The 13,264-nt window shown below is 60.5% G+C and carries 14 protein-coding genes; 11 read left to right on the top strand and 3 right to left on the bottom strand.

What is annotated here, in order from left to right; genetic code table 11:
- Positions 1 to 237 precede the first annotated feature (237 nt).
- Together V5B59_RS14410 and V5B59_RS14405 are read right to left on the bottom strand one after the other, a co-directional pair.
- The gene (locus tag V5B59_RS14410; protein ID WP_169071830.1) at positions 238 to 735 is read right to left on the bottom strand and encodes a hypothetical protein; all 498 of its coding nucleotides are present in this window, start codon (positions 733 to 735) and stop codon (positions 238 to 240) included.
- Positions 735 to 1,940 (bottom strand): tyrosine-type recombinase/integrase, encoded by a 1,206-nt coding sequence (locus V5B59_RS14405; RefSeq protein ID WP_332351981.1) that lies wholly within the window; start codon positions 1,938 to 1,940, stop codon positions 735 to 737. The genes V5B59_RS14410 and V5B59_RS14405 overlap by 1 nt, the downstream gene beginning before the upstream one ends.
- A gap of 242 nt (positions 1,941 to 2,182) precedes the next feature.
- On the opposite strand from V5B59_RS14405, the gene lepA reads away from it, so the two are divergent.
- Genes lepA through nagZ form a run of 9 tightly spaced genes read left to right on the top strand, consistent with a single transcriptional unit; the run spans position 2,183 to position 9,666 of the window.
- Positions 2,183 to 3,973 carry a translation elongation factor 4 gene (gene lepA / locus V5B59_RS14400; RefSeq protein ID WP_169071837.1) on the top strand — a complete coding sequence of 597 codons (1,791 nt, stop codon included), beginning with the start codon at positions 2,183 to 2,185 and terminating at the stop codon, positions 3,971 to 3,973.
- Between the two features lie 22 nt (positions 3,974 to 3,995).
- Entirely contained in the window at positions 3,996 to 4,784 is a 789-nt protein-coding gene (gene lepB, locus V5B59_RS14395) for a signal peptidase I (RefSeq protein ID WP_169071828.1), read from the top strand.
- A 12-nt stretch (positions 4,785 to 4,796) separates the two neighbouring features.
- The gene (locus V5B59_RS14390; protein WP_034910833.1) at positions 4,797 to 5,162 is read left to right on the top strand and encodes a DUF4845 domain-containing protein; all 366 of its coding nucleotides are present in this window, start codon (positions 4,797 to 4,799) and stop codon (positions 5,160 to 5,162) included.
- Entirely contained in the window at positions 5,159 to 5,857 is a 699-nt protein-coding gene (gene rnc / locus V5B59_RS14385; protein ID WP_169071827.1) for a ribonuclease III, read from the top strand. Before V5B59_RS14390 ends, rnc begins: the two co-directional genes overlap by 4 nt.
- A 5-nt stretch (positions 5,858 to 5,862) precedes the next feature.
- Entirely contained in the window at positions 5,863 to 6,747 is an 885-nt protein-coding gene (era, locus tag V5B59_RS14380) for a GTPase Era (protein WP_169071826.1), read from the top strand.
- 33 nt (positions 6,748 to 6,780) lie between these two features.
- The gene (gene recO, locus V5B59_RS14375) at positions 6,781 to 7,497 is read left to right on the top strand and encodes a DNA repair protein RecO (RefSeq protein WP_034910840.1); all 717 of its coding nucleotides are present in this window, start codon (positions 6,781 to 6,783) and stop codon (positions 7,495 to 7,497) included.
- A complete protein-coding gene (locus tag V5B59_RS14370; RefSeq protein ID WP_034910841.1) occupies positions 7,494 to 8,267 on the top strand; it encodes a pyridoxine 5'-phosphate synthase in 774 nt (257 codons plus the stop codon). Before recO ends, V5B59_RS14370 begins: the two co-directional genes overlap by 4 nt.
- Positions 8,264 to 8,641, top strand: a complete 378-nt coding sequence (acpS, locus tag V5B59_RS14365) for a holo-ACP synthase (RefSeq protein ID WP_034910844.1) — start codon at positions 8,264 to 8,266, stop codon at positions 8,639 to 8,641. Before V5B59_RS14370 ends, acpS begins: the two co-directional genes overlap by 4 nt.
- Entirely contained in the window at positions 8,638 to 9,666 is a 1,029-nt protein-coding gene (nagZ, locus tag V5B59_RS14360; protein WP_211203518.1) for a beta-N-acetylhexosaminidase, read from the top strand. The genes acpS and nagZ overlap by 4 nt, the downstream gene beginning before the upstream one ends.
- A 40-nt stretch (positions 9,667 to 9,706) precedes the next feature.
- On the opposite strand, the gene V5B59_RS14355 is transcribed toward nagZ, so the two are convergent.
- On the bottom strand, positions 9,707 to 10,477 hold the full coding sequence (locus V5B59_RS14355) for a lytic transglycosylase domain-containing protein (protein ID WP_169071825.1): 771 nt from the start codon (positions 10,475 to 10,477) through the stop codon (positions 9,707 to 9,709).
- Positions 10,478 to 10,724: 247 nt separating this feature from the next.
- Between V5B59_RS14355 and V5B59_RS14350 the strand changes: the two genes are divergently transcribed.
- Entirely contained in the window at positions 10,725 to 12,635 is a 1,911-nt protein-coding gene (locus V5B59_RS14350) for a thiamine pyrophosphate-dependent enzyme (protein WP_169071824.1), read from the top strand.
- Positions 12,628 to 13,263: an indolepyruvate oxidoreductase subunit beta gene (locus V5B59_RS14345; RefSeq protein ID WP_169071823.1), complete on the top strand. Its 636-nt coding sequence runs from the start codon at positions 12,628 to 12,630 to the stop codon at positions 13,261 to 13,263. Before V5B59_RS14350 ends, V5B59_RS14345 begins: the two co-directional genes overlap by 8 nt.
- Position 13,264: the final 1 nt, after the last annotated feature.

Genomic DNA, 13,264 nt, shown 5'->3' with positions numbered 1-13,264 from the left:
ACGTCTCGCCAGACAGAAGCAGGAGAGCGCCCAGTGATGGCGCACACGACTGGGAGAGCGACTAGGGCATATGGGGGAAGGGATTCAAACAGCTTAAGCTGTTCGGCCAGTTTGGCTGCCTTGGCGGCTTTCCTGGTTTCGGGGGTGGTGTTACTTGGCATCGTCTTCTCCGACCTGAGCACCGTTGATTCGGTATGGTTGGATGATGCCTTGTTGGTCAAGCGTAGTCAGGTGACGCTATTTGCGTATTATTTGTCCCGCCGCATCGCACTTGTACGGCGCAATTATTTTGTGTAAGTCGCCGTCGCTTAGTGCAGCTACAAGCCCTCGCCCAGCAGCCCAGTCCCGATCAATAGCCCTCGCCGCATCGACTGCACCGCCAAACTCAACAAAGGCACTGGCAGCGTCAAGTTTGGCAGTTTCAAGTGCGTTTGTTGGGTGGGTCGGTTCAAGTTGCCTCCGGCGTAGCTCGATATATGCGCTCACGATGTCAGCGGGAGTGAAGCCGTAACCCTTCGGTCGGCCTTTAGGTGAGACTAGACCCAGCGGTTGTCCGAATATCTCGGTCGGATGCTTGCCACCGAAGATTTCCCGGAAAGCGTCGTGGAGAACTTGCAGCGTCTCGCCGTCCGGGTTCTGTCCGCTCTCAACAGCGTGGACAAGATTGATCGCGGCCCGTATCTGTGGCGTGTCTACTGCCAAGGGCTTTGGTAGTTTTCTACGATACAGAACCATCAGGCCACCTTCCCGAACGGAATAACCTGTGCTCCTACTTTGAGCGAATCGAGCTTGTCCGCCCACTGCTGCATCATCTGCCGGCGTTCGGGCATGTACTCCGCCTGGTTGTAGCTTGCCCGAACCGAGTTTCTTTCCGCGTGGGCGAGTTGCCGTTCTATCACGTCCGGCCTGAACCCAGCCTCGTTGCACATGGTGGAAAAAGTGCCCCGCGCACCGTGGGGGCTGAACCGATCAGAATAACCGAGCTTCGTAACCGCGTTGCGCAGTGTGGCGGTCGGCATGGTTTGCGACTTGGTGCCCTGCGTCGGGAAAAGGTACTCTGCATGGCCGGTGAGGTCGCGCAGTTGTTTGAGAAGCTCCAGCGCCTGCCGGGAAAGCGGCACGACATGCTCTTCGTTCATCTTCATGCGCGCCGCAGGAATGCGCCACTCTGCCCTGTCGATATTGAATTCTCTCCAGGGGGCGCCGCACAACTCGCCTGGCCGCACGGCGGTCAGCATCAGCAGCTTGAGGGCAATGGCCGTGGTCTGGTGCCCTGAGTAGTCCTCCAGCTTGCGCAGGAAGTCGGGCAGGTCGTCATCCCTCAAGTGCTTGCGGTGTTCAACGACACGGCGTGCAATTTCTCCCTTGAGCGGGTCAACCACGTTGTACTCGGCGCGATGCGTGATGATGGCGAGCTTGAACACGCTGCCGATGATCTGACGGGCGAGAATGGCACGTGTTGGGGCCTGGCGTGCTTCGATTTTGCGCAGCACCTCGTGAATGATCGGCGTCTTGATGTCCTTGATCGGGAGAGCACCGATGCGGGGATTGATGTCCTTTTTCAGGATGGTATCGACATGCCCCGCGTAGCCCACGGACCATGCGCCCGATTTCGCTCCATACCATTCGGCGGCTACGGCCTCAAACGTCGTCGCCCGCTCATACTTTCGGGTGGTTTCTTCGAGCTTGCGCTGGTGGGTGGGGTTTATGCCCTGCTTGACCAACTGACGGGCATCGTCTCTGCGTCGCCGGGCGTCGGCAGCCTTGACTTGCGGGTACTCGCCGATGACGAACAGGCTTTCCTTGCCGCCGAGTCGGAAGCGGTAGCGCCAATGCTTGCCGCCTGATGGGGTCACTTCAAGGTATAATCCGCCCCCGTCTGTCAGTTTGACGGGTCTTGCTTCTGGCTTGATGTTCCTTATCTGGGTATCGGTCAGCATAGGGACTCCGGAGAGGGTGTGGGTAGGCAAAGGATCGCTGAAACACCAACGAATTCAAGGCTTGAGAAGAAAAAGCGGGTAGATTTTTACAGCACCTGCCAACATACCCGCAGTCCTACCCGCATAATGTTGAGCTACAGCGATGCAAGCTGACACGAATTGCTACAAAAATTGCTTGTTAATCAGGCGGTTATGATGATTAATGATACCATTTTGGTTCGCTTGATACAAGTCTAATGCACATGCAACACATCCGCAATTTTTCCATCATCGCGCATATCGATCACGGGAAATCGACGCTCGCCGACCGCATCATTCATCTTTGCGGCGGTCTTTCCGATCGCGAGATGGAAGCGCAGGTGCTCGACTCGATGGACATCGAGCGCGAACGCGGCATCACCATCAAGGCGCAGACCGCTGCCCTGCAATACCGGGCGCGCAGCGGCGAAGTCTACAACCTGAACCTGATCGATACGCCTGGACATGTTGACTTTTCCTATGAGGTGTCGCGTTCGCTGTCCGCCTGCGAGGGAGCTTTGCTGGTGGTCGATGCGTCACAGGGAGTCGAGGCGCAGACTGTCGCCAACTGCTATACGGCCATCGAACTCGGCGTCGATGTCGTGCCTGTACTGAACAAGGTCGATCTGCCGTCGGCGATGCCTGACCAGGCGCGCCAGGAGATCGAGGACGTGATCGGCCTCGACGCTTCCGAAGCCGTGCTGGCCTCGGCCAAGACCGGCTTCGGCGTCGAGGACATCCTGGAAGCGATCATCGAACGCATTCCCGCGCCCCAAGGCGATCCCGATGCACCACTCAAGGCCTTGCTGGTGGATGCCTGGTTCGACAATTATGTGGGTGTGGTGATGCTGGTACGGGTCTTTGATGGCACGCTACGACCCAAGGACAGGATTCGTCTGATGGCTGCCGGCTCAACGCACCTCTGCGAACAGGTCGGAGTGTTTACTCCCAAGGCGGTATCCCGCGACGCCCTGCGCGCTGGCGAAGTCGGGTACGTCATCTCGGGGATCAAGGAACTGCAGGCCACCAAGGTCGGCGATACGGTGACGCTGCTCGAACGACCGGCGAGCCAGGCCTTGCCGGGCTTCAAGGAAATCAAGTCGCAGGTATTCGCCGGGCTGTATCCGGTGGAATCGAACCAGTATGAGTCGCTGCGCGAATCGCTGGAGAAGCTGAAGCTCAACGACGCGTCGCTGCGCTACGAACCCGAGGTCTCGCAAGCCCTCGGTTTCGGTTTTCGCTGCGGTTTCCTCGGGCTGTTGCACATGGAGATCGTCCAGGAGCGTCTCGAACGCGAGTTCGATCAGGACCTGATCACCACCGCACCGACCGTCGTCTATGAAGTCCTGCTGCGTGATGGCAACCTGGTCAATGTCGAAAACCCGGCCAAGCTGCCCGAACTGTCGAAGATCGAGGAGATCCGCGAACCGATCATCACCACCACGCTATTCGTTCCGCAGGAATATCTGGGCAATGTCATTACTCTGTGCAATCAGAAGCGCGGCAACCAGATCGACATGAGCTATCACGGCCGGCAGGTGCAACTGGTCTACGAAATGCCGATGGCCGAAGTGGTGATGGATTTCTTCGACCGCCTGAAGTCCGTCTCGCGCGGCTACGCTTCGCTGGACTACGAATTCAAGGAATATCGTGCGGCCGACGTGGTCAGGCTGGATGTACTGATCAATAGCGAGCGTGTCGACGCCCTGTCAGTGATCCTGCACCGCGCCAACTCGGTCTATCGCGGTCGCGAACTGGCGGCCAAGATGCGCGAACTGATTCCGCGTCAGATGTACGACGTCGCCATTCAGGCCGCCATCGGCGCCAACATCATCGCCCGCGAGAATGTCAAGGCAATGCGCAAGGATGTGCTGGCCAAATGTTACGGTGGCGACATTTCGCGCAAGAAGAAGCTGCTCGAAAAGCAGAAGGCAGGCAAGAAACGCATGAAACAGGTCGGGTCGGTCGAGATTCCACAGGAGGCTTTCCTTGCTGTGTTGCGTGTTGGCAAGTAAAGCCAGGTAAAGGAGTGATGGAGTGAATTTTGCGCTGATCCTGTTTGTCCTGTTGCTGGTCAGCGGCGCGATCTGGGCGGCCGATGCTTTTGTCCTGCGCAAGCGCCGCCCGGCCAACGCCAAGGATCCGTGGTGGGTCGAGTACGGGGCTAGTTTCTTCCCGGTGATCCTGGTGGTTTTCGTGCTGCGTTCGTTTCTCGTCGAACCGTTCAAGATACCCTCGGGATCGATGATTCCGACCCTGCAGGTTGGCGATTTCATTCTTGTCAACAAGTTCACCTATGGCATTCGCCTGCCGGTGCTCAACCGCAAGATCATCGACATCAACAACCCGCAACGTGGTGACGTGATGGTCTTTCGCTATCCCGAGGATCCGTCGCTCGACTACATCAAGCGGGTGGTCGGCGTTCCCGGTGACAGCATCGCTTACCAGAACAAGAAGCTGACGATCAACGGACAACCGGTGCCAAGCACGCGCACCGACGATTATCTGCACGCAGAGCGCCTGTACTATTCGCGGCAATTCATCGAGAAGCTGGACAGCACGGAGCATCGAACGCTCAACGATGAGGATGCCCCGCCCTATGTTCAGGGTCCGGCACAGTTTGCCAATCGTCAGGATTGTTCCTACAACGCGCAGGGAGTAATCTGCAAGGTACCGCCGGGTCAGTATTTCGTGATGGGCGACAATCGCGACAACAGCCGTGATAGCCGTTATTGGGGTTTCGTTCCGGACCAGAACATCGTCGGGAAGGCTTTTTTCATCTGGTTGAATTTCAGTGATCTCAAAAGGATCGGATCGTTCAGGTAAGGAGTTGTGGCTATGAATCGTCAGCGTGGTGTGGCCCTTTCGAGTCTGGTGGGCTGGGGCGTGTTGATTGCTTTGGTGGCGATTCTCGCGATCCGGGTGCTTCCGGAATTCATGGATTATTACAAGATCCGGCAGGCGGTCAAGGCGGTGGCTGCAGGTTCCAATGGCAAGACGGTGCCCGAACTGCGGCAGGCTTTCGGCAAGTATGCAGAAATCGAGCATATCAAGACCCTCACCCCGGCGGATCTCGACATATTCAAGGAAGACAACCAGGTGGTCATTGCCTTTGCCTACGAGAAGCGGATTCCGCTGGCTGGCAATGTCAGTCTGCTGATCGATTTTCGCGGTTCCTCGTCGGGGCGCGGCTCTTCGCAATGACCGCTTTCCGTCTCGAACAGGCGCTCGGCCATACTTTCCGGGATCGAGATCTGCTGCAACTGGCGCTGACACATCGCAGTTTCACTTCACCGCACAATGAGCGACTCGAGTTCCTTGGCGATGCGATTCTCAATGCCGTCATTGCGCACTGCCTGTTCGAGCGCTTTCCGCGGCTTCCCGAAGGCGATCTCTCGCGACTGCGAGCCAATCTGGTGCGCCAGGACAGCCTGCACCAGCTTGCTTTGGCGCTCTCGCTGGGGGACTTTCTGCGTCTTGGCGAGGGGGAGCAGAAGAGCGGCGGACAGCAAAGGCCATCCATTCTGGCCGATGCCCTCGAAGCGCTGTTTGGCGCGCTGTGGCTGGATGCCGGTTTCGACGTCGCTGGCCGGGTGATCGTCCGTGTTTATGCCGGCGTGCTGGATCGACTGACTTCCGGACAGGGAATCAAGGATGCCAAAACGCGCTTGCAGGAATATCTCCAGGGCGCCCGGCTGGCCTTGCCACAGTACTCGCTGGCCGGCACCGAAGGCGAGGCGCATGCACAGCAGTTCCGGGTGGCCTGTGTGATCGAATCCCTGCACCTTCGCACCGAGGGCCGCGGCGGCAGTCGCCGGGCAGCCGAACAAATGGCCGCTGAACGTGCGCTGGAAAGCCTGGAAAGCGCTCATGACTTTTCTCGGCAGCCGCGATCATGACCGGCATGAGCGAAATTCGCAGCGGACAGATTGCCATTGTCGGCCGCCCCAACGTCGGCAAGTCGACCTTGCTCAACCAGCTGATTGGCGAGAAGCTCAGCATTGTCTCGCGACGGGCGCAGACCACTCGCCACCGCATCCTGGGCATCCTCACCAGGTCGGATGCGCAGTACGTTTTTATCGATACACCGGGTTTCCAGACCCGTTATGGCAATGCACTGAATCGGGCGATGAATCGTGGCGTTCGACAGGCGCTGGCCGAGGTCGACGTCGTCCTGTTCGTTGTCGAGGCCGGGCGCTATGACGATCGCGACCGGGTGGTACGCCAGCTCATACCGAATGAGTGCCCGGTGATCATCGTGGTGAACAAGATCGATCAGTTGCCGGACAAGATGCAACTCCTTCCGTACCTTGCTCGTCTCGCCGGCGAAGGCGAGTTCACGGCGATCGTTCCGGTCAGCGCGATGCGCGGCTCGCAGATGGAAGTCCTGCTCGGTGAGACGCGCAAGCATTTGCCGAATACCGACTTGCTGTACGGCGAGGATGAAATCACCGATCGCAGCGAAAGATTCCTGGCTGCCGAGTACATCCGCGAAAAGCTCTTTCGCCTGATCGGCGACGAATTGCCCTATGCCGCCGCCGTCGAGATCGAAAAGTTCGTCGTCGATGGCGCCTTGCGGCGCATCAGCGCCGCCATCCTGGTCGAGCGCGAGGGGCACAAGTCGATCATCATCGGTAGTGGTGGCGAAATCATCAAACGCATTGCCTCCGAGGCGCGCCAGGACATGCAGCGGATGTTCGATGGTCAGGTGTTTCTCGAAGTCTTTGTCAAGGTCAAGTCAGGTTGGGCCGACGATGAGCGAATGCTCAAGACGCTTGGCTACGACTAGCGCGCGCACGCGTGCCGACGAACGAGTAGAGAAGTGACGCAGCGGCACAAGGTCGATGCCCAGCCGGCTTTCGTACTGCACGCCTATCCGTACAGCGAGACCAGCTTGATCGTCGATGTCTTTTCGCGCGACCATGGTCGTGTCGCTCTCCTGGCACGCGGCGCGCGCCGGCCACGCTCGGCCCTGCGCGGCGTCCTGCAGGCATTTCAGCCGCTCGAACTCGGTTGGGCAGGTCGTGGCGAGGTGCAAACGCTGATCAAGGCCGAGTGGCAGGGCGGGCAGCCGTTGCTGGCAGGCAAGTCGCTGTTCTGCGGCTATTACCTGAACGAGCTGTTGATGCACCTGTTACCGCGCGAGGATGCGCATGCCCGACTTTTCCTGGTCTATGCCGAGACCCTGCAGCGCTTTGCCAACGGCACACAGGAGTCCGACCTGCGCTGCTTTGAGCGGGCGCTGCTGCAGGAACTCGGTTATGGCCTGACCCTTGAAACCGATGCGACCGGCATCGCGGTCGACGTCGATGCGCATTATGTCTACGAGATCGAGCGTGGTCCGGTGCGACTACCGGGATCCGGCAGTTCGCTGCGGGCAGTCAGCGGCAGGACGCTGCTCGATCTGGCGCACGAGGATTTCTCCGATCCGCGCTCGCTGGCCGAAGCCAAACAACTGATGCGCACACTGATCAATCATTACACCGATGGCAAGAGTCTCGCCAGTCGCAGAATTTTCAGGGAGCTACACGAACTATGATCGAACTTGGCGTAAATATTGACCATGTGGCGACGATTCGGCAGGCACGCTGCACCTACGAGCCCGATCCGGTGTGGGCGGCTGTCGAAGCGCACCTCGGCGGTGCTGATGGCATCACCATCCACCTGCGCGAGGACCGGCGACACATCCAGGATGCCGATGTCGAGAAACTGCGCGACCTGGCGCAGATCAAGCTCAACCTCGAAATGGCAGCGACCGACGAGATGGTCGCGATTGCCTGCCGAATCAAGCCGCAAATGGCGATGCTGGTACCCGAGGGTCGCCATGAAGTAACCACCGAAGGCGGGCTCGACATCGTTGCTCAGGAAGCCAGGCTTGCCGAGTCGGTGGCCCGCCTCAGCGATGCCGGCATCGTCAGCAGTGTGTTCATCGATGCCGATCCGACACAGGTACAAGCCGCTGCACGCATCGGCGCGCGCGTCTGCGAAATACACACCGGTCCTTATGCGCACGCCTTTTATACGCAAGGGCGCGACGCCGAAAGCCTCGCCGTGCTTGCCGAACTCGAAAAAATTCGCTTTGCCGGAGAAGCTGCGCGTCAACTCGGCATGCGTTTCAACGCCGGCCATGCACTCAACTACTTCAACGTGCAACCGGTCGCGCAACTCGCAGGCATCCGCGAACTGCATATCGGGCACGCGATCATCAGCCGCGCCATCTTCGTCGGCCTGCGCGAAGCAGTGGGTGAAATGAAACGCCTGCTGCGCGAGGCACAGGCCCGGTCGCTGGCCCGGCCCTCCCGGCCATGATTGCCGGAATCGGCACCGACATTGTTGCCGTTGCCCGCCTCGGCAGGCTGTACGAGCAGCACGGTCAGCGCGCACTGGCGAAACTGCTTTCGCCAAGGGAACGTGCCGAGTTTGCCGGCGTCCGCGATCCGGCCCGGTTCCTTGCCAAGCGCTTTGCGGCCAAGGAGGCATTTGGCAAAGCGCTGGGCATCGGACTGGTTGCACCCGCCAGCTTGCCGAGTATCGGCGTCGTCCACGATTCGCTGGGCCGGCCGCTGTTCGAGTACGCGGCGCCGCTCGCCGCCCACCTTGCACAGCGCCGACTCGTCGCGCACCTCACGATCAGTGACGAGCATGACTTCGCCGTCGCTTTCGTGATCATGGAACAGCAATGAATACCAGCAGAACTCTCCCGCTCGGCCCGCTGATGATCGACATTGCCGGGCTGCACTTGTCCGCTCTCGAACGCGAGCGTCTGTGCCACCCGTTGGTCGGTGGCCTGATTCTGTTCGCGCGCAACTACGCGTCGCCGCAGCAGCTCGAGCAACTCACGGCCGCCGTGCATGCCTTGCGCTCGCCGCCCCTGCCGATTGCCATCGACCATGAAGGGGGCCGGGTGCAACGCTGCCGTGACGGTTTCACGCGCCTGCCGGCGATGCGTCGTCTCGGCGAGCTGTGGGACCGCGACCCGCAGGCGGCGCTGCACGCGGCACGCGGCGTCGGCTATGTCCTCGCCGCCGAACTGCGCGCGCGCGGTGTCGACCTGTCATTCACGCCGGTACTCGATCTCGACTGGGGACGCAGCAGCGTCATCGGCGACCGTTCGCTGCACGCCGACCCGGCCGCAGTGGTGCCACTGGCCGGCGCGCTGATCGAAGGCCTGCACCGCGCCGGCATGGCCGCCTGCGGCAAGCACTTTCCGGGTCATGGCTGGGTCGAGGCCGATTCGCACGTTGATCTGCCGATCGACGAGCGCCGGTTCGAAGAACTGGCGCCTGACCTCGAACCCTATCGCCGGCTCGAACTCGACGCGGTGATGCCGGCGCACGTCATCTATCGCTGGCTGGACCCACGGCCGGCGGGTTTCTCGCATTTCTGGACAGGCCTGCTGCGCAATGATCTCGGCTTCGACGGCGTCATTTTCAGTGACGATCTGTCGATGGCCGGCGCCAGTGTCGCCGGCGGCATCATCGAGCGCTGTATGGCGGCCTGGGATGCCGGCTGCGACCTGCTGCTGGTGTGCAATTCGCCGGATGCGGTCGGCGAACTTCTGGCGAGCTGGCAGCCACCAAGCGATCCGCTGCGGGCTCAGCGTGTCGGGCGTCTTTTGCCGACCAACCCCGCTGTCGGCTGGGCTGGTCTGCAGCAGGATTCGACTTACCTGGCCGGTGTGGCTGCAGCCTGCAGCCTGCTGTCCTGATGCGAACTGGAGCCAAAACTTCCTGCTCAGAAATCCGCAACTACTCGATACTTGTGACTGCCGGTGATGGCATGTTGCGGCGCCCCGGAATCGTCAGGTACAGGCGCCTGGCGTTGTGCCCGAAGCCAGAAAATACGCCGGCTTCCGGTTTTTTGGTTGCTGCCTTGGGTTGATACAACTGGTAGATTTGCGTGACCAGTTGCACGTAATTGCGCGTTTCAGGATATGGTGGAACCTGGTTCTTGTATTGTTGCACCGCACCTTCGCCGGCATTGTAGGAAGCGAGCACCAGGTCCTGCTGATTGGGGAACATTCGGTGGAGGTCGCGCAGATAGCGTGCGCCCAGGCGGATATTGGTTTCCGGGTCGCTCAGTTTCTGTTCAATGGTTTTATTCTTGTCGCCCTGCAAACCGTAGCGTTCGGCTGTTGCCGGCATGACCTGCATCAAACCAATGGCGCCTTTAGGGGAAATCGCGCCAGGATTGAAACCCGATTCTGCCGCCATGACTGCCTTGAGCAGGGCAGCTTCGACAGCAAATTCATTGCTCGCCACTTTCAGCAAGGGCTCAAACTTCTTCAGGTTGGGATGTTGCGACAGATAGCGCAATAGTTCGGGTTTTGCCGGGCCGATCGGCGGGGATTCCGACGCATCGAAGTGCTTGCCGCGCAGGAATAGCTGATAGCGCGAGTCTATTTTTTCGGTGGCAAAATGCGCCGCTCCTTGCTCGTCAATGTAGCCATAAATGTTGGCGCGGGTGCTCGCAGACATGAGACTCAGAAGAAGCATGACGATAGAACTGAAAAATCGCATGCGAAATTCACTTCCGTTTGATTGGCACATCCGAGTGCCGGGTTAATCAAGCAGGATCCCAGCGGCCCTGTCGATCGCTTGGGTAAACCTGGGAATCGGGTATCCGCTGGATCTCGCCCGAGTATGCCCAGCTTGGGCAGCTGCTGTCAATCCTGATCATGAAGTTGACCTGCGTCAACTCGCCCGAACCCTTGAGCCGCTAAGGTCCAGGTTTTTCTCGGGACTTTTTTCCGTGCAAGGAGAAGCAATGACCGCAGGTGTGATGTCAACCCCGCCCGTGGCAGCAGCCAGCCGGCTTCTGATGTCAGGCAACGAGGCGGTGGCACGGGCCGTGTGGGAGGCCGGGGTACGGGTGGCAGCGGCCTATCCGGGAACGCCCGCGACCGAAATGCTCGAATGTGTGGCGACCTATCCGGACATCTACACCGAATGGTCGGTCAACGAGAAGGTTTCTCTCGAAGTGGCTTTCGGCGCCACCATGGCCGGTTCGCGCGGCTTCTGTGCGATGAAGCATGTGGGCATGAACGTCGCTTCCGACGCGCTGATGACGATGACCCTGACCGGCGTCGCCGGTGGACTGGTGATCGCGATCGCCGACGACGTCGGCCTTTCGTCGTCGCAGAACGAGCAGGATTCGCGCTACTGGGGCCGTTTTGCACATCTGCCCCTGCTCGAACCGGCGGATTCGCAGGAAGCGCATGACTTCACGCTGGCTGCCTTCGAACTCTCGGAGCGCTTCGAGGTGCCAGTGATCCTGCGTCTGACGACCCGTATCTGTCACGTCAAGGGACTGGTTCGCATCGGTGCGCGCAGCGAACGTGCGGTCGCCGGGTTCACCAAGGACGTCAGCCGCTGGGTGATGGTGCCGAGCGCTGCCGGGCGGCGTCTGCCGCTGATGTTCGAGCGCGAACGCCGGCTGCGTGCCGCCGCCGAGATTTCCGAACTCAACGTCGTCGAATCGGGCCCTGATCGCCGCGTCGGTTTTATCACCTCCGGCCCGGCCTACATGCATGTGCGCGAGAGCTTCCCTGATGCACCGGTCTGCAAGCTCGGTTTCTCTTTCCCGCTGCCCTTCGATCGCCTGCGCAAGTTTGCCGAACAGTGCGAGTTGCTGGTGGTTGTCGAAGAGGTCGAGCCCTTGATCGAGACCGAACTCAAGGCGCAGGGCTTCACCGTCACGGGCAAGGACCTGCTGCCGTTGTCCGGCGAACTGTCGCCGCAGGTGCTCAAGCCGGCAATCGCCGGCCTGCTCGGCGAAGCCTTGCCCGAACTCGCTCGAACCGCGCCGATGGCGGTTTTTCCGCGTCCGCCGACCATGTGCGTCGCCTGTCCGCATCTGGGCGTCTACTACACGCTCTCGCAGTTGCGCAATGTCACCATCTCGGGCGACATCGGCTGCTACACACTCGGCTTCGGACAGCCGTGGAATGCACTCGACGCCTGTATCTCGATGGGCGCTTCGATGGGCATGGCGCTGGGCCTCGACAAGGGGCGCAGTGACGCCGAGAAGGACAAGAAAATCGTTGCCGTGATCGGCGATTCGACCTTCCTGCACATGGGCATGCAGGGGCTGCTGGACATCGTCTACAACCGCGGCAACGTCACCGTCCTGTTGCTCGACAACCGCGCCGTCGGCATGACTGGCGGTCAGGACAATCCCGGCAGCGGCCGCGACATTCACGGCAAGGAAGCGCCACGCGTCGATTTCGCCAATCTGGTCAGGGCACTCGGGGTGCGTCCGGAACGGGTGCATGTGCTGGACGCCTACGAACTGCCGGTGCTGCTGCGCACCCTGCGTGAAGAGACGAAAATCCCCGAGCCGTCGGTGATCATCACCAACCAGCCCTGTGTGCTGATCAAGGACTACCACGCACTCAAGCCGTACCGGGTGCTTGATGAGCGGTGCACCGGTTGCGGCAACTGTGTCGATGTCGGTTGCCCGGCGATCCATGTCACGCGTCGCGAGCGGGTCCGGAAAGCCAGCGGACGCGAAGTCGATCTCGCTTTCGTGCGCATCGAGAGTGCCGCCTGTACCGGCTGCGGCCTGTGCCTCAAGCCCTGTGCACCTGACGCGATCGTGCATGTCGATACGCTGGCGATGCCGATCAAGGTGATCAGGAAGAGCGCCGAGCTTGCGAGGAACACGCAAGATGTCTGAAACAGGCCGATTCGACACCACCAACATTCTCGTTGTCGGCACCGGCGGCCAGGGCGTGATGACCGCCACCGAGATCCTCGCCGAGGCGGCGATCGCTCTCGGCCATGATGTCAAGAAAACTGAAGTGGCCGGCATGGCACAGCGTGGCGGCGTGGTCTCGTCGCACCTGCGTTTTGGTGCGAAGGTGCTGTCGCCGCAGATCACGCCCGGCACCGCCGACGTGCTGCTGGGTTTCGAGGCCGCCGAAGCGATGCGCTGGCGGCACATGCTGCGTCCCAAAGGTCTGGTACTGATGAACACCGGCCGTCTGGTGCCACCGATCGTCGAGCTTGGTCTCTACGACTATCCGGATGACCCGGTGGCCTCGATGCGCGCCGCCGGCACGCAGGTCTTCTCCTTCGACGCCTCACAGATTGCTCAGGAACTCGGCGATATCCGGCTCGGCAATACGGTCATGCTCGGCGCCATCTCGGACCACCTGCCCTTTCCGGCCGAAGTCCTCGAACACTGCATCCTCAAGCGTTTCGCACGCAAGAAAGCCGAACTCGTCGAACTCAACCGACACGCCTTCGCCGCCGGCCGTGCCGCCGCCGAAGCGGCGGCGAAAGCCGAGGCGGGCGTTGCCTGAT

Source organism: Candidatus Accumulibacter contiguus (assembly GCF_036625285.1).
Classification (GTDB): Bacteria; Pseudomonadota; Gammaproteobacteria; order Burkholderiales; family Rhodocyclaceae; genus Accumulibacter; species Accumulibacter contiguus.
This window is presented reverse-complemented; position numbering and strand designations above follow the sequence as displayed.

Excerpts from the sequence above, each read along its gene's own strand:
- V5B59_RS14410 (WP_169071830.1), bottom strand. The coding sequence starts at position 735 with ATGGTTCTGTATCGTAGAAAACTACCAAAGCCCTTGGCAGTAGACACG.
- V5B59_RS14405 (WP_332351981.1), bottom strand. The coding sequence starts at position 1,940 with ATGCTGACCGATACCCAGATAAGGAACATCAAGCCAGAAGCAAGACCC.
- lepA (WP_169071837.1), top strand. The coding sequence starts at position 2,183 with ATGCAACACATCCGCAATTTTTCCATCATCGCGCATATCGATCACGGG.
- V5B59_RS14390 (WP_034910833.1), top strand. The coding sequence starts at position 4,797 with ATGAATCGTCAGCGTGGTGTGGCCCTTTCGAGTCTGGTGGGCTGGGGC.
- rnc (WP_169071827.1), top strand. The coding sequence starts at position 5,159 with ATGACCGCTTTCCGTCTCGAACAGGCGCTCGGCCATACTTTCCGGGAT.
- era (WP_169071826.1), top strand. The coding sequence starts at position 5,863 with ATGAGCGAAATTCGCAGCGGACAGATTGCCATTGTCGGCCGCCCCAAC.
- V5B59_RS14370 (WP_034910841.1), top strand. The coding sequence starts at position 7,494 with ATGATCGAACTTGGCGTAAATATTGACCATGTGGCGACGATTCGGCAG.
- acpS (WP_034910844.1), top strand. The coding sequence starts at position 8,264 with ATGATTGCCGGAATCGGCACCGACATTGTTGCCGTTGCCCGCCTCGGC.
- nagZ (WP_211203518.1), top strand. The coding sequence starts at position 8,638 with ATGAATACCAGCAGAACTCTCCCGCTCGGCCCGCTGATGATCGACATT.
- V5B59_RS14355 (WP_169071825.1), bottom strand. The coding sequence starts at position 10,477 with ATGCGATTTTTCAGTTCTATCGTCATGCTTCTTCTGAGTCTCATGTCT.
- V5B59_RS14350 (WP_169071824.1), top strand. The coding sequence starts at position 10,725 with ATGACCGCAGGTGTGATGTCAACCCCGCCCGTGGCAGCAGCCAGCCGG.
- V5B59_RS14345 (WP_169071823.1), top strand. The coding sequence starts at position 12,628 with ATGTCTGAAACAGGCCGATTCGACACCACCAACATTCTCGTTGTCGGC.